Source organism: Marmoricola sp. URHA0025 HA25, from assembly GCF_054059435.1.
The window spans coordinates 3,832,289-3,847,599 of the sequence record NZ_JBSSCD010000001.1 but is presented as its reverse complement, the minus strand read 5'-3'; the positions used below and the strand labels follow the sequence as shown (position 1 = coordinate 3,847,599).

Annotated in this window: 15 protein-coding genes; 12 read left to right on the top strand and 3 right to left on the bottom strand. The window is 69.4% G+C overall.

The features are described 5' to 3' along the window. The first annotated feature begins 4 nt into the window (after nt 1-4). The 3 genes from ACVW00_RS18910 to ACVW00_RS18900 all read left to right on the top strand — a co-directional run bounded on the left by ACVW00_RS18910 (nt 5) and on the right by ACVW00_RS18900 (nt 3,608). Nucleotides 5-1,531, top strand: a complete 1,527-nt coding sequence (locus ACVW00_RS18910; protein ID WP_457112439.1) for a sugar ABC transporter ATP-binding protein — start codon at nt 5-7, stop codon at nt 1,529-1,531. 22 nt (nt 1,532-1,553) lie between these two features. After that, nucleotides 1,554-2,804, top strand: a complete 1,251-nt coding sequence (locus ACVW00_RS18905; protein WP_457112438.1) for an ABC transporter permease — start codon at nt 1,554-1,556, stop codon at nt 2,802-2,804. 135 nt (nt 2,805-2,939) lie between these two features. Then, nucleotides 2,940-3,608 (top strand): dihydrofolate reductase family protein, encoded by a 669-nt coding sequence (locus ACVW00_RS18900; protein ID WP_457112437.1) that lies wholly within the window; start codon nt 2,940-2,942, stop codon nt 3,606-3,608. Between the two features lie 36 nt (nt 3,609-3,644). On the opposite strand, the gene ACVW00_RS18895 is transcribed toward ACVW00_RS18900, so the two are convergent. Beyond that, the gene (locus ACVW00_RS18895) at nt 3,645-3,836 is read right to left on the bottom strand and encodes a hypothetical protein (RefSeq protein WP_457112436.1); all 192 of its coding nucleotides are present in this window, start codon (nt 3,834-3,836) and stop codon (nt 3,645-3,647) included. Between the two features lie 161 nt (nt 3,837-3,997). Between ACVW00_RS18895 and ACVW00_RS18890 the strand changes: the two genes are divergently transcribed. Continuing rightward, nucleotides 3,998-5,209, top strand: a complete 1,212-nt coding sequence (locus ACVW00_RS18890; RefSeq protein ID WP_457112435.1) for a DUF480 domain-containing protein — start codon at nt 3,998-4,000, stop codon at nt 5,207-5,209. Nucleotides 5,210-5,262: 53 nt separating this feature from the next. Here ACVW00_RS18890 and ACVW00_RS18885 read toward each other — a convergent pair whose 3' ends face one another. Beyond that, a complete protein-coding gene (locus ACVW00_RS18885; protein ID WP_457112434.1) occupies nt 5,263-5,583 on the bottom strand; it encodes a nuclear transport factor 2 family protein in 321 nt (106 codons plus the stop codon). A 102-nt stretch (nt 5,584-5,685) separates the two neighbouring features. Between ACVW00_RS18885 and ACVW00_RS18880 the strand changes: the two genes are divergently transcribed. The 4 genes from ACVW00_RS18880 (at nt 5,686) to ACVW00_RS18865 (ending at nt 10,016) form a co-directional block, all read left to right on the top strand. Further along, complete coding sequence (locus tag ACVW00_RS18880) at nt 5,686-5,991, top strand: hypothetical protein (protein WP_457112433.1); 306 nt, start codon at nt 5,686-5,688, stop codon at nt 5,989-5,991. 123 nt (nt 5,992-6,114) lie between these two features. Next, nucleotides 6,115-6,375: a hypothetical protein gene (locus ACVW00_RS18875; protein WP_457112432.1), complete on the top strand. Its 261-nt coding sequence runs from the start codon at nt 6,115-6,117 to the stop codon at nt 6,373-6,375. Between the two features lie 634 nt (nt 6,376-7,009). Next, nucleotides 7,010-7,624, top strand: a complete 615-nt coding sequence (locus tag ACVW00_RS18870; RefSeq protein ID WP_457112431.1) for a dihydrofolate reductase family protein — start codon at nt 7,010-7,012, stop codon at nt 7,622-7,624. A gap of 289 nt (nt 7,625-7,913) precedes the next feature. After that, complete coding sequence (locus tag ACVW00_RS18865; protein WP_457112430.1) at nt 7,914-10,016, top strand: hypothetical protein; 2,103 nt, start codon at nt 7,914-7,916, stop codon at nt 10,014-10,016. A gap of 231 nt (nt 10,017-10,247) precedes the next feature. Here the strand turns inward: ACVW00_RS18865 and ACVW00_RS18860 are convergent, their stop codons facing one another. Next, a complete protein-coding gene (locus ACVW00_RS18860; protein ID WP_457112429.1) occupies nt 10,248-10,883 on the bottom strand; it encodes an alpha/beta fold hydrolase in 636 nt (211 codons plus the stop codon). A 164-nt stretch (nt 10,884-11,047) separates the two neighbouring features. Here ACVW00_RS18860 and ACVW00_RS18855 point away from each other — a divergent pair, with 164 nt between their 5' ends. Genes ACVW00_RS18855 through ACVW00_RS18840 form a run of 4 tightly spaced genes read left to right on the top strand, consistent with a single transcriptional unit; the run spans nt 11,048 to nt 15,284 of the window. Beyond that, nucleotides 11,048-11,761, top strand: a complete 714-nt coding sequence (locus tag ACVW00_RS18855) for a GntR family transcriptional regulator (RefSeq protein WP_457112428.1) — start codon at nt 11,048-11,050, stop codon at nt 11,759-11,761. 3 nt (nt 11,762-11,764) lie between these two features. Further along, nucleotides 11,765-13,294: an ABC transporter ATP-binding protein gene (locus tag ACVW00_RS18850; protein ID WP_457112427.1), complete on the top strand. Its 1,530-nt coding sequence runs from the start codon at nt 11,765-11,767 to the stop codon at nt 13,292-13,294. Further along, nucleotides 13,291-14,373, top strand: coding sequence for an ABC transporter permease (locus ACVW00_RS18845; RefSeq protein ID WP_457112426.1), 1,083 nt, complete (start codon nt 13,291-13,293; stop codon nt 14,371-14,373). Before ACVW00_RS18850 ends, ACVW00_RS18845 begins: the two co-directional genes overlap by 4 nt. Beyond that, nucleotides 14,370-15,284, top strand: a complete 915-nt coding sequence (locus tag ACVW00_RS18840; RefSeq protein WP_457112425.1) for an ABC transporter permease — start codon at nt 14,370-14,372, stop codon at nt 15,282-15,284. Before ACVW00_RS18845 ends, ACVW00_RS18840 begins: the two co-directional genes overlap by 4 nt. The last annotated feature ends 27 nt before the right edge of the window (nt 15,285-15,311 follow it).

Sequence of the window (15,311 nt, the reverse complement as noted above, 5' to 3'; positions counted from 1 at the left end):
GCAGATGACGACACCGAACCCGGGCGCACCCGTCCTCTCCGTGACGGACGTGCACAAGCGGTACTCCACCGGCACCTACGCGCTGCGCGGCGTGTCCCTTCAGGTGCGCCCGGGATCGGTCCACGGACTGCTCGGCTCCAACGGAGCCGGCAAGTCCACCCTGATCAAGATCCTCTGCGGTGCTCAGCCCGCGACCTCGGGGTCGCTGGCCTGGCAAGGGGACACGGTCGACTGGACCTCCCCGGCCCAGGCCCTCGACGCGGGCCTGGCCGCGGTGCACCAGCACACGCCACTGGTCGACTCGCTCACCGTGCTCGACAACGTCTTCCTCGGGATGCGGGACGGGGTCCGGTGGGATGCCGCGCGGCGACGCGACGAGCTCGCCGAGCTGTGCGACCGGATCGGCTACCCGCTCGACCCGGACCTCCAGGTCGCGGAGCTGTCGGTCGGAGGTCGCCAGATGGTGGCGATCGTGCAGGCCCTCGCCCGCAGGCCCACGCTGATGCTCCTCGACGAGCCGACGGCCGCGCTGTCGCCGCACGAGCGCGACATCCTCTTCGCCGTCGTACGCCGGCTGCGCGACCAGGGCACCGCCTTCGTCTACGTCTCGCACTTCCTCGACGAGGTCATGGAGCTCACCGACCACCTGACGGTGCTGCGGGACGGCCGCGTCGTGCTGGACTCACCGACCGCCGAGACCGACCAGGAAGGCCTGGTGACCGCCGTCGTCGGCGAGCGGCTGGCCCGGCTCGAGGACTCGGCCCCGGTCCCCGGGCGCGGATGGGGCGAGCCCCTGCTCCGCGTGGAGGGACTCGAGTCGCCCGGGAAGTTCGGGCCGGTGTCGCTGGAGGTGCGCGCAGGCGAGGTGGTCGGTCTGGCCGGCCTGCTCGGCAGCGGTCGCTCGGAGCTGCTCCAGGCGATCTTCGGCGCCGACCGGCGCGCCCGCGGGCACGTCACCGTCGCCGACTCCAAGCCGCTGCGCAACGCGCCGCGTGCCCGCGTCCGGGCCGGCCTCGCCCTCGTCCCGGAGGACCGCAACCGGCAGGGGCTGCTCGCCGACTGGGAGATCTGGCGCAACGAGTCGCTGCCCTACCTCGGCCGGGCGTCGTACGCCGGACTGGTGCCGCGCGAACGCGATGAGCGTGCTGCCGCCGAGGCCTCGGTCCGCGATCTCGGCATCGTCACCGGGTCGGTGGAGACACCCGTCGGGCAGCTCAGCGGCGGCAACGCCCAGAAGGTCGTCTTCGGCAAGTGGCTCTACGGCCCCGCCCGGGTGATCCTGCTCGACGAGCCGACCGCCGGCGTCGACGTCGGCGCCAAGGCCGACATCCTGCGGCTGATCCGCCGCCAGACCGAGGCGGACCGCGGCGTGCTCATCGTCAGCTCCGAGTTCGAGGAGCTGCGCTCTGTCTGCGACCGCATCCTCGTGCTCCGTCGCGGCCGCCTGGTCGCCGAGCTGGTCTCGGCCGAAACCGATCTCCACGAGATCACCGCCTACGCCTCGGGCCTCGCCGGCCCCCGCACCGCCTGACCTCACCCTCGAAAGGCATCTCATGTCCACCTCCACCTCGGCCCCGAGCCTGTCCGCCGGAACCTTGCTGGCGCGCCGCTTCTCGGTGCGTTCCGCCGGGGTCGTGTACGCCCTCGTCCTCCTCGTCGCAGTGATCGCCACGATGTCGGAGACGCAGGGTCGCTCGGGCTACCTCAGCAGCGTCAACATCAGCAACATCCTCGACCAGACCGCGCTGATCGGGATCCTCGCGATCTTCATGACCGTGGTGCTGATCAGCGGCAACTTCGACCTCTCGGTCGCCTCGACGGCGGCGCTCGCGGGCACGGTCGCGCTGAAGACCATCGACGGGCACGGCGTGCTCTTCGCGTTCGTCGCCGCGGTCCTCGTCGGCGCGCTCGTCGGGTTCGTCAACGCGGTGCTGGTCCAGAAGGTCGGCGTCAACGCCTTCATCGTCACGCTCGGCACCCTGACCGCCGTGCGCGGTGTCGTCGAGGCGATCCTCGACGGCCAGAGCATCACGGCGAAGGAGACCGCGCTGCTGACGATGGCCACCCACCGCTGGACGATGCCGCTGTGGCTCGCGCTGGTCCTGGCTGTGGCCCTGGTCGGCGGCGGGATCGCGATGGTGATGCGGTCCTCCAGCCGCGGTCGAGCGCTCGCCGAGTGGGCCGTCTTCCTCCTCGCCGGTGTGGGCCTGCTCGTGGTCGCGTCACTCCGGCCGCTGCTCCTCGACCAGACCGTGCCGACCTGGTTGATGATCGTGCTGGCGGTCGTGACGGGCGCCGTCCTGAGGTTCACGGTCGTCGGCCGGAATCTCTACGCAGTGGGCGGCAATGCCGAGGCAGCGCGGCTGTCCGGCATCCCCGTGGACCGTTACAAGATGGGCGCGTTCGTCCTCAACGGCGCGATGGCCGGAGTCGTCGGGGTGCTGTACGCCGGCCGGTTCAACTCGGTCAACCCGACGGTGCTGACCGGCGGTGAGCTCACCGTCATCGCCGCGGCCGTGCTGGGCGGCACGTCGCTCTTCGGGGGCTCCGGGTACGTCGGCAAGTCCGTGGTCGGCGCTCTGATCCTGTTCACGCTGAGCAACGGCTTCAACGTCCTCAACATCGGCGCGAACTACCAGAACGTCGTCCAGGGCGGCGTCCTCGTCGCGGCCGCGGCGCTGTACACGGTGACCAACCAGAACGAGCGCGGGAAGCTGAGGTCGCGGCTCAGGAAGAGTCCGGCCGAGCCTGCACCGGTCACGCCGACGACCAACGGGAAGCCGGCGAGCTCGAAGGTCGCCTGATCGTGGAGTGGGCGACGGCCACGGTGGACCCGTCTGAAGTCTCCAGCGACCACCTCGACGTTGTCGTACGGCGGCCGACCTGTTCGTTGCACTCCTGAAGCGCCGCCCACGAGTGCGTCGCCACGATCACAGGAGATGACACAGATGCAGCATCCCGATCCTGCCGCCCGGCGTACCTTGGCGCCCGCCGAGCCGAGCTCGCCCGCTGAGGCGGAGGGCTTGACGACGCCGATCAGGCTCTACATGTCGATGTCCCTGGACGGCTTCATCGCCGGCCCCGACGACCGGACCGGGCAAGAGCTCGGTCGTGGCGGCGGGCGCCTGTTCAACTGGCTCGACGACCGGTTGTCGCCCGGTCCCAATGGGCAGGTGTACGCCGAGGCGCTGGCGACCGGAGCGCTGATCTCCGGCCGCCGTACCTACGAGCTCGCCGGCCGCTGGGGCGGTGACCACCACGACGGAGTGGCGATCCACGTGTTGACGCACCACGTCGAGGACGACGATCGGCCGCCCCTGGTGACGTACTTCGACGACGTCGCTGCCTGCGCTGCCCAGGCACGAGCGGCCGCCGGGGATCGTGCGGTGATGGTGCACGGGGCAAGCGCGGCGCAGTCGCTGCTCGCGGCCGGTCAGCTCGATGAGCTGGAGATCCACCTCGTGCCGGTCCTGCTCGGCCATGGCCGGCGGCTGTTCGAGCCTCACGACGGCGATCCCGTCGAGCTCGAGCACGTCCGGACGATCGAAGGCCGGGAGGCGACCCATCTGCGCTACCGGGTCCGGTACGACGGCGTGGCTCGGACGTGAGTCGGACCAGCACTCCGGCCGCGCCGGCTTGACGCCCTACTCGGCTCGACGGCCCGCCGAGCGCGCGACCGTGTTTCCCAGGTGCGCCGCGAGGGGCGTCGAAGGTGGCGCGTTGCGGATGCGGTTCATCAACCGACGCTCGCCCAGACGCACGCCGAGGAACACACCGAGAGCGAGCCAGAAACCCGCGAACGCGAGCGGTACCGCCAGGTAGAAGACCGAGATCATGCGGGTCACGGTAAGGCGCTCACCCGGAGGTCGCCCACGTTTCCCGCACATCGGCCTGACTGGATGGCTGAGGTCGGCCGGGCAGCGAGGCGCGTGGGTGTCGTGCGGTCTTGGCGCCTGACTCTCGAGCCGTCATGGGCACGGGATCTAGGGTCGTCAGGGTGACCGAACTTCCCGTGCTCGACGCCGAAGACCAACGCATCCTCGGAAGCCTGCTGGAGAAGCAGGCGACGGTGCCGGCGTCGTACCCGCTCACGGCCAACGCGTTGCGAACCGCCTGCAACCAGACCAGCAACCGCGAGCCGGTCGTCGACTTCGACGAGCAGACCGTCGAGCGGACCGCGCGCTCGCTGAAGGACCGAGGCCTGTTGCGCATCGTGTGGTCGGACACTGGGCGACGCACGTTGAAGTACCACCAGATCCTCGACGAGCAGCTCGGGCTCGACCCCGACGAGCGGGCGATCCTCACCGTGCTGCTGCTCCGGGGGCCGCAGTCGCCGGGTGAGCTGCGAACCCGCACCGAACGACTGCACCCGTTCGCCGACCGGGGCGAGGTCGAGGCCTGTCTGCGCCGGATGGCGGGCCGTCCTGAGCCGTTGGTCCGCGAGCTCGAGAGGCGGCCCGGGCAGCAGGATCGTCGCTGGGTGCACCTCCTCGGTCCGGCCCCGGAGGCATCCGCGACCGTCGCTGCAACCGAGGTCGACCGTGAGGTGGTGATCGCGGGCGGGGCGGATGCGCGCGATGCGACGGTGCGGTCGTCGTACGACGCCGTCGCGACCAGCTATGCCGACCAGCTCGCCGACGAGCTGCGGGACCTGCCGTTCGAGACCTGGCTGTTGGACCGAGTCGTCGCCGACGCGACCGGACAGCCCGTGGTCGAGGTCGGTTCGGGTCCGGGTCACGTCACGTCCTACTTGGCCGACCGCGGCGCCGACGCAACCGGGATCGACGTCTCGCCGGCGATGGTGGCCGAGGCCCGCCGGCGCTTCCCGGGTCCGACGTACGAGGTCGGCGACCTGCGCCGACTGGGCCGCCCCGCCGCGAGCCCCGGGTGGGCGGCCGTCCTCGGCTGGTACTCCCTGATCCATCTGGCCGCCTCCGAGCTGCCCGACGCGGTCACCGCCCTGGTCCGTCCCGTCGCCGCCGGCGGGTCGTTGGTCCTCGCCATGCACGCCGGGACCGAGGTCCGGCACCTCGACGAGTGGTTCGGCCAGCAGGTCGACCTGGACTTCGTCCTGCACGATCCAGCCTTCGTGGTGGGAGTCGCAGAGTCAGCTGGTCTCGTCGACATCGAGTGGTATCTGCGCGGCCCCCTGACCGCTCGGGGCGAGACCACGCAGCGCCTCTACGTCGTCGGTCGCAAACCCGTCTAGCGGCCGTCGTGCGTGGCGGAGGTGACGCGCGTGCATCGACAGAGCAGCGTGTTTCAGTCGGGCTTGATCACCATCGAGCGAATGCGGTCGCCCTCGATTTCAAAGGCGATGTCGCTGGCGCCGTTGAACCCGTCACCGCTGACTTCGAGCGTCACGATGTAGGTGTCGCCGCTTCTGCGCGTGCCGCGCGCCTCGAAGTGGGACTTCTTGCCGATGTTGTCGGTCCGGTCCCAGGCGGCCACGCCCTCATGGCCGCGGAACTGGCGGCCCCAGTCCTCGAGGTAGCAGTCCTCCGAGAACGCGTCCACGAACGCATCGTGGTCGCCGGCATTCGTCGCAACGATCATCCGCTGCACAGCCGGGGGAGTCTCCACGCGCCTCATGCTGTCACAGCTCGCGGGGGCCGAGCCCTGAGCGCCGACACCGCAGGTCGCCACGGTCCTACTCTGAAAGGTCACCGACGGAGGAGACCAACCATGTGGGCCCAGCTCATCAAGGTGCAACTGACGGCAGGGTCCGACCTCTCGGCCCTGGCCGACGTGCTCAAGGCGGCCGAGCAGCCCGGGTCGGGGCTCCTACGTGAGCTCTTCATGCGCGACGAGAAGGATCCCGACTCGGCGTACATCCTGGCCGTGTTCGAGAGCCAGGAGAAGGCGCGCGAGCGCGAGCAGGATCCGCGGCGCGCCGAAGGACAGCAGGCCATCCAGGAGCTGATGGCCAAGGTGCTGGCGGCCCCACCGGAGTTCACCGACCTGACCGTCACGACGGAGTGGGTGCCGTAGCCGGCGCGCCGTACAACGCCGGCCATCGCGCGCACAGCTGGGCTATAGCGCCGGTGCGGGCCCGTACGTACCGTGAAGTGGATCCGCGCACTCGTGGATCACTTCAACAATGAAGGACTCCGGATGCCCAGGTTGATCGCTACCCACGAAGTCGACGACGTCGCCCATTGGACCTCCTCCCCCAAACGCGAGGAGGTCTTCGCATCCGTCGCGACCGACATCCGGACCTTCGTCGATCCCAGCCGGCCCAACCGTGTCGGCCTCAGCATGGACGTGGCTGACATGGCTGCGTTCCAGGCGGTGATCGAGAGCGAGGCGGGCGCAGAGGCCATGCGGTACGACGGTGTGCACGCAGACACCCTCGCGGTCTACGTGGAGAGCTGACCCGGACGGACTCTCTCGGGCGAGCCGCGGCCTGCTCGAAACAGACGTCTCGCATCCGGGCTGCAGCCCTGGAAAGCGGACCGGTCGGCGTCGCTGCGCCTGAAACAATCTGTCGGCCCGCGCGCCTACAGTTCGTCGGGTGAATGCACGATGAGCAAGGAAGCAGCACTGCGGGCCATGCGCGAGGCTCGTTACAGGGAAAGGTCCGTGGGGTCGACCGCCGCCTCGACGCCGGCCAGACCGGCGGATCGACCCGCGAAGGCAAAGGCCACCAGCACGCCTGGTTCGCCTTCGCCCACTGACGCACCCGGCGCGCTGTGTGGGCACCGCTCGATGAACGGACGCACCTGCACACGCGACCATGGCCACGCCGCCAAGAGCCACCGCTACTCCTAGCACTCGCTTCATGCGACGCCAAGGCGGCGCCCTCCGCCCATCTCTTGAGCTGGTTGCATGGTGCTGGCCCACGCGCGGCGGTGCGTCGCAACTCCGTACGAGGGTTGCGACCCCACCCGACGGCCCAACTGGTTCCTGGAAGTTGTCAGGCAGGCCAGTGTCGGATCGGGACGGTGCCGCTCGTAGCCACCGTGAGGGCCCACAAGAAGAGGGGCGCCACGACAGAGGAATGGTGATCATGAAGCTCACGACCATGACTCAAGTGACCGTGGATGGTGTCATGCAGGGAAACGGCCACGCGACCGACGAGGAACGCAGAAACGGATTCGAGCGCGGCGGGTGGGCCATGGGCGCGTTCAGCGACGAGACCGGGGCTTTCATCACCGAGACCTACCAGCGCGCCGACGCGTTCTTGTTCGGGCGGTCCACCTACGAGATGTTCGCCGCGACCTGGGGAACGGTCGAAGAGATGCGCACCCATCCCATCGGCGTGGCACTGAACAGCGCGCCCAAGTACGTCGCGTCGACCACGCTCACCGAACCGCAATGGGAGAACACGACCCTCCTGTCCGGTGACCTTCCGAAGGCGGTGCGCGAACTGAAGGCCCGTCCGGGCCGTGAGGTGCAGGTTCATGGCAGCGGTGCCTTGATCCGCTCGCTGCTCGCTTACGACCTGGTCGACGAGATGACGCTGCTCGTCGTTCCCGTCGTGCTCGGTCAAGGCACTCGCCTGTTCCCCCACGATGGCCTCGACATCGCGCTGGACGTAGTCGAATCTCGCACCGACTCGAAGGGCGTAGCGATCCAGGTCTACGCGCCCTCAGGCCGACCGCAGTACTCGCCGAATTGGTGAGCGACGAGTGAGAGGGCTATGCCGCCGCGGTGTCCCGTGCGGCGGGCGAATTGTGGACGTCACGCGACCGCCTGGCCGGAAGCCGAGCCCTCCGCGGGGCATCCCGAGGCGTCATCCGTGCGCGGCTCGGCCGGCTTGAGCATCTCGGTAGAAACGGGTAATCGTTGCAATTGAACCAATTCAGAACTATCGGGGTTACTTGGACCCTAGGATCCGTCTCGCGTGGTCATTGCGTCTCGGGATCTGCCCGGCGAGGCCCGCCATCAACTCGGATAGGACCTCCTCTTCCATGACCCCTCCCACAGTCTTTCTGCGCGCGCTCGGACGCCGTGTCCTGGCTGCGAGCATGCTCCTCGCGCTGACGATCTCGGTGCTGATCGGCACGACCGGCACCGCTTCTGCGTCAAGCACACGAACCTGGACGTTGTCCGGCGTCACCTTCGACGACGGCGGGCAGATGACAGGCACCTTCGACCTCAGTGACTCCGGGGTCATCACCGCGGTGAACCTCACCACGAGTGGCGGCAACACGGGATCGTTCGGCACGTCCATGACCTACACCACCTCCAACTCCAGTCTCGGCAGCTTCGGGCCGGGCGGCGACTACTACGCCTACGCGCCCGGCGCGAACCGGTACGTGCGGTTGGTCGTCGGGGACCTGTCGGGTGCATCCCAGGGAGACGTGGCTCCGCTCAGCACCCAGAGCTGGGAGTGCATGAACTGCTTTCCGACCCGTCACGTGACGGCGGGTTCCATCACCGCGGGACCGCTCACCGGGCCACCGATCGTCACCGGAACTCCGGCCATCACGTCGGTCGGCAGCGGGACACCGCAGGTCGGCGACGCGCTGACCGGGGACGACTCCACGGTCACGGCAACCCCCCAGGCCGCGACCAAGTCATATCAGTGGCTGCGTGACGGCGCGGCGGTCCCGGGCGCCACCACCACGACGTACACGTTGACCAACGACGACGCCGGACACAGCATCGCCTTCCAGGTGGGCGCCACCGAGGACGGCTACTCCGACGCGAGCCCGGTCACCTCCGAAGCGGTCGGCCCGGTCGACGGTGGCCAGATCGCGCTCCCCACCCCGGTGATCACCGGCACCGCGGTCGTCGATGGCACTCTGTCGGCCACGTTGCCCGATGGCCTGAACCCGGCCGACGCGACCGTGACGTGGCAGTGGTTGCGCGGCGCGACTCCGATCGGCGACAGCACCAGCACCTACACCCCGGGCGCCGCTGATGTCGGCCAGGTGCTCACCGTCAAGGCGAGCGCGACCAGGGACCACTTTGAGGCGACCACCCAGTCCCAGGTCACCGCGGCTGTTGCGAAGGCCACCTTCGCCAGCGCGCCGGCCGCCACGATCACCGGCACCGTCAAGGTCGGCCAGGCCCTGGCTGCGGACCCCGGAACGGTTTCACCCGCGCCCGATCAGCTCGGTTACCAGTGGTACTCCGACGGGAACCCGATCGCCGGCGCCACCGACCCGACCTATGTGCTGGCTTCCGCGCAGCGGCACACCGTGATGACTGTGCAGGTCACCGTCACCAAGGCCGGGTACGACGACGCCAGCGCCACCTCGGACCCCACCGCCGACGTTGCTACCGAGCTCGCACCGGACCTGTCCCTGACCACTCCGCACAGCAGCATCCGTCGCGGGGAGACCACCAGCCTTGACTGGAGCACGACCGACGCCGACACGGTGGCCGCGTCCGGCGCCTGGACCGGCTCCAAGCCGTCGGCCGGGACCGCCGACATGGCCCCGAGCACCCTGGGCGACAACACCTACGTGCTCTCCGCGAGCAACGCCAACGGGACCACCACCAGCCAGGTCGTCGTCAGCGTCGCCCGACCCGCGCAGCAGCTGGCCGTGACCGTGCCGGGTGGACTGCACCTGGCCGGCAAGGGCGTCGTCGTCACGACTGGTGGCCTCGAGGCCAACGAGCCGTACACGATCACGATCGGTGGCATCCAGGTCGCCACCGGCCAGGCGACCGCAACCGGTGCGCTCTCGCGGACCGTGACGGTGCCGGCCAGCACCGGTGAGAACGCGACGCCGGTGACCGTGACCGGGTCCGAGCGCGACCGCACCGGCGCCACGACCATCCAGGTCGTCGTGGCCAAGACGCTCGGACTCCAGCTGGCCAAACAGGTCATGCACAAGCGTCATCGCCAGTGGGTCACGGTCACGGGCCTCGCCGCCGGTGAGCCGGTACGCGTTGCCTACCGCGGAGAGAGGATCTCCCCGGCCAATGCACACGCCGCCGCCGACGGCGTCTACCGCACGGTGATCCACGTCGGCCGGCTCGCGGGCACGAAAACCGTGACGGCGACCGGTGCGTTCCATGGACGCCACGCCATGACGACGTTCCGGGTCAAGCGCCACTGACCACACCAAATGGCCCGTCGACACTGCACGTCGACCCAGTCACATCGGAGCGCCGCCCCTGAAGCCAACAGGGGCGGCGCACCCGACGACGATCGCCGTCACGAACCACTGTCAGAAGTCAACATCTGCTGACGCGACGCGCCCACACTCCGGCCGGTGTGACGCAGGCGCTGCGACCAGCGGGATCGGTGGAGTGGTCAGCGCCGCCTGCGCGAGGACCGGATGAGCCTGCTACTGGGGGCCGTTGATGACCGCCAGAACAGTCGCCGCGAACTGGTGTGGAGCCTCGTAGGCCGCGAAGTGGCTGGCTCGTGGGACGGTGAGGACGTCGTGGCCGTACGCCGAGCGCAGGGCTTCGACCGAGGCGTGCCGGATGGCCGGGGAGCGTTCACCCACGGTGACGACGACGCGGCCGCAGGTCGCGGAAAGTGGTTCTGGTTCGAAGCCCCGGAACATCATCAGCTCCCGTGCGGTGACGGCATCCTCGAGGGGCCCTCCGAAGAGTGCCGGGGCCCACGCCCCGCCGTACAGCATCCGCGCGAATGCGGTTGTTCCGCCCGCCTCGAACGCCCTCACCATCGGATCGAGCAGGCCCGGGGCGAGCGTGCCGACCGCAGGCTCGTGCAGGATCGCCCCCGCCAGCGGCACAGGCCCGGACGCCAGCGCCAGACCGAGAGTGGCGCCGCCGCTCATGCCCACCACCCAGGCGCCCTCTACCCGGGGTGCGAGCCAGGCGAGCTCGCGGGCGAGGTCGCCTGTGCGGGGCCGCGCCACCGAGACGACGTCGTGGTCCACCAAAAGTGGAGCCAGTCGGTCCCACACGCGGGCGCTGGTCGCCGCTCCGTGCACCAGGACGACGCGGGCCATGCCGGAACCCTAGAGGTCCGCTCGACGCACGCGACTGTGCAATCTCTTTAAACAACTCGTAACGGCTTCCGGCGATCGCTCGAAACATGCTGGATACACGGTCGTATACAGCGCCGGGTCCACACGGTGCGGCTCTCGGGACTCGACGACAGGGATGGGTACGAGTGCGCACCAGGAGCCGGGCCGGAGCAGCCGAGAGCCTCCGCGAACGCGCCTACACCGAGATCCGCAAGATGGTCATGCTCGGCGAGTTCCAGACCGGGCAGCGCCTCGCCGAGGAGCAGATCGCCGAGCAGCTGGAGGTTTCGCGTACGCCGGTGCGCGAGGCGTTCGTGCGGCTGCATGCCGATCGGCTGCTGAGCCGGTTCGCCGACGGCGGCTACTTCGTGACCGAGATCGACCTGATCGACCTCCGGGACCTGTACGAGCTGCGCCTCGCGCTCGAGCTGCAGGGGATCAACCGGGCCCGGGAGTTCGGCATCGAGCACGATCACGCCGCGCTGCTGGCGCTCCGGGCCGAGTGGCAGGAGATCCGGGAGTCGCCTCCGGAGCCGGACGGCTCCTTCATCGAGCTCGACGAGTCGTTCCATGTCGCCTTGCTCCGCGCGTCGGGCAACCTCGCCCTGGTCGAGGTGCTCGAGTCGGTGAACGTCCGGATCCGCCCCGTCCGCACCTACGACTTCCTCAGCGAGGACCGGATCGTGACGAGCACCGCCGAGCACGTCGCGATCGTCGACGCGCTCCTCGACCACCAGATCCTGCTCGCCGCCGAGCGGCTGCGCGAGCACATCGGCGCCTCGCTGGAGATCGTCGAGGAACGCGCCGCCGAAGCCATGCGTCGGCGAGCCCTGCGCAGCCGCATCACCCGGGAGGTCTGAGCCATGTCCATCAGAGGTCCGCAACCGCTGCTCGAAGTGCTGGGTCTGACCAAGCACTTCGGTGAGGTCAAGGCCAACACCGAGGTCAGCCTCGAGGTCCTGCCGGGAGAGGTGCACGCACTCGTCGGCGAGAACGGCGCCGGGAAGAGCACCCTGCTGAAGATGATCTACGGCGTGTACCACCCGGACGCCGGGGACCTTGTCTTCGGCGGCAGGGAGGCTGTGATCAACAGCCCGGCGGATGCCCGCAAGCTCGGCATCGGGATGGTCTTCCAAGACCTGCGCCTCGTCCCTGCGCTGACCGTGGTGGAGAACGTCGCCCTGGCTGTCCCGGAAGGCTTCGTGCTCCGTACCGGCAGGCTCGCCGACCGGATCGCCGGGGCGAGCGAGCGATTCGGCCTCGAGGTCAATCCGTCGGCCAGGGTGGGTCAGCTCTCCATCGGTGAGCGGCAGCGAGTGGAGATCCTGAAGGTGCTGATGACCGGCGCGAAGCTGGTCATCCTCGACGAGCCGACCAGCGTGCTTGCACCACAGGAGGTGGAGGCGCTGTTCGGGGTCGTGGACCACCTGCGTGCACAGGGCCTGGGCATCGTCATCGTGACCCACAAGCTCGACGAAGTCCGCCAGATCGCGGATCGTGCGACGGTCCTGCGTGGCGGGCGGACCATCCTCGAGAACGTCCGCCCCGGTGACTACACCGACAGCGAGCTGATCGAGGCGATGGTCGGCCGTAGCGTTGCTGACCTCGTACGACGCTCTGCTGCCGGAGGAACAGGACGACACGCAGGGGCGACGGCGCCCGCGCTCGTGCTGTCGCGGGTGGACTGCATCGGCGACAAGGGCAACCTGGCTCTGGCGGGGATCGACCTCGTGGTCGGCGCGGGCGAGCTCGTCGGCATCGCCGGCGTCGCTGGCAGTGGCCAGCGCGAGCTGTGCGAGGTCGCCCTCGGGCTGCGCCGCCCATCTTCGGGAACTGTCCGGGTCGACGGCGCCGAGGTGCGCTCACCGGGCGATGCGATCACGGCCGGATCCGCGAGCGTGCCCGAGGATCCGGTGGCCGACTCCGTCGTCGGCAGGCTGAACGTCGTCGAGCACATGGTCCTCAATGGCCGGCCGTTGCCGTCCAGGCGCCTGGGCATCGATTGGCGCCGGGTGCACCGGCGGACCGTCGACGACAACGAGCGGCTGGGCCTGCGGATCGCGCCTTCGCACCGCAAGGTCAGCGAGCTCTCCGGTGGCAACATCCAGCGGGTCGTGCTGACCCGGGAGCTGGCCCTGGACGCGAAGCTCCTCGTGGCGGCGTACCCGAGCCGCGGCCTCGACATCGCCAACGCGCGCCGTACCCAGGAGCTGCTCCTGGAGCGTCGCGACGCCGGCGCCGGGGTGCTGATGGTCTCCGAGGACCTGGACGAGCTGATGAGCATGTGCGACCGGATCCTGGTGATGCACCAGGGCCAGATCTCCGGGGTGATCAGCGTGGCCGACTTCGACCGACAGCACATCGGCCGCCTGATGATCGGAGGGGCAGCATGACCGCGATCACCCCGGCAGACATGACCGGCACCAACCCCAGCCCAGTCGTCGCCCGCCTGCTCAAGATGCTCCCGGTGCTGGTGCGGTGGGTGCTGGCGATCGCAGCGGCACTGGTGATCTTCAGCGTCCTGCTGGCGGTCAAGAGCGTGAACCCGGTCGACGCCTACAGCAAGATGATCGACTCGACCCTCAACCGGCCCCGGTCGGTGCAGGAGATCTTCGTCCAGATGACGCCGCTCGTCCTCGGGGCGCTCGCGGTCGCGGTCCCGGCCCGTGCGGGGCTGACCAACGTCGGCGGCGAAGGGCAGATCATCATCGGTGCGGTCGCCGCCTGTGGCACGTTCCTGATGCTCGGCGACGGCGCCCCTGGTGGCCTGATCATCGTCGCGATGCTGGTCGCCAGCATGGTCGCGGGAGCACTGTGGGCCGGCCTGGCCGCTGCCCTCAGGCTCGTCGCCGGCGTCAACGAGGCGATCAGCACCCTGCTGCTCAACTTCATCGCCCTCGACGTGCTGCTGTATCTGATCTACCAGCCGTGGCGGGACAACCCGGTCGGACAGCCGACGACCAAGGAGCTGGTCGACACCGCCAAGCTGCCCGTGCTCGCCGCCGGCAACAAGGTGCACATCGGGTTGATCATCGCGCTGGTGCTGGTGGTTGCCGTCCACCTGCTGCTCAACCGCACTCGGTGGGGCTTCCGGATCTCGGTGGCGGGCGGCAACGCGGAGGCCGCTCGTCGCGCCGGCCTGAACGTCGGCTTCCTGGTGATCTCAGCCCTCATGATCGGCGGCGCCCTGGCCGGGCTGGCCGGGATGATCCACTTCGCCGGCGTCGAGTACAAGCTGCGGCCCGGGTTCGGCAACCAGCTCGGCTACACCTCGTTCCTGGCGTGCTGGCTGGCCCGGCACCAGCCGTTCCCGATCGTGGTCGCAGCGCTTGTCTTCGCCGCCCTCTCGGTCGCGGGCGACAGCCTCCAGCTGGACTCCGGCCTACCCGGGTCCTCGGTCAACGTGCTGACCGCACTGATCCTCATCGCGGTCCTCGGGTTCACTACGAAGCGGAAGGTGTCGCGCTCATGAGCCTGGTCGTCGATGTGATGGGCGGTGGCGTGGCCGGCGGGACGTCGATCATGTTCGCCGCGTTGGGCGAGACCGTCGGCGAGCGCTCCGGTGTCATCAACCTCGGCACCGAGGGCTCCATGCTCGTCGGCGCACTGACGGCGTACGCGGTTGCGGTCGAGAGCGGGAGCCCCTGGATGGGCGCCCTCGCGGGTGCGGTCGCGGGCGGCACACTGGCAGCGTTGCACGCCTACCTGGTGGTGTTCCGCGGCGCCAGCCAGTTCGCCGTCGGTCTGAGCCTGCTCTTCCTGGCACTCGGCCTGACCTCGCTGTTCGGCGCCGCGTACGTCGGCCGACCGGTGGTCGGGTTCAGCGAGTGGGACATCCCGCTGCTCAGCGACATCCCGGCACTCGGACCGATCTTCTTCCAGCACGACCCGCTGCTCTACCTCAGCTATCTGCTGGTGCCTACGGTCTGGTTCGTGCTGTTTCGCACTCGGGTCGGGCTGCTCGTGCGTACGGCGGGCGAGCGGGCCGACTCGCTCACGGTGCACGGGTACAGCGTCCGGTGGACCCGGTTCGCTGCTGTCACAGGCGGCGGCATGCTCGCTGGCCTCGGCGGCGCGCACCTGTCGATCGCCTACGCGAACGCTTGGTTCGAGAACATGGTCTCCGGGCGCGGCTTCATCGCGGTGGCCCTGGTGATCTTCGCCGTGTGGAGCCCGTGGCGGGTGATGGGCGGCGCCTACCTGTTCGGAATGGCGATCGCCCTCGGGCCTGCTCTGCAAGCTCGTGGCTACCAGTGGAACCAGTTCGCGCTGGACGCCATCCCGTTCGTGATGACCCTCGCGGTCCTTGCGGTTCTCGGGCGGCGGACGCTGTCGAGCTCACCGGCCGAGCTGAAACGAGTCTTCGAGAACGCCCCGACGTAGCGGCCGTCCTCGAAGGGGCAGTCGCCC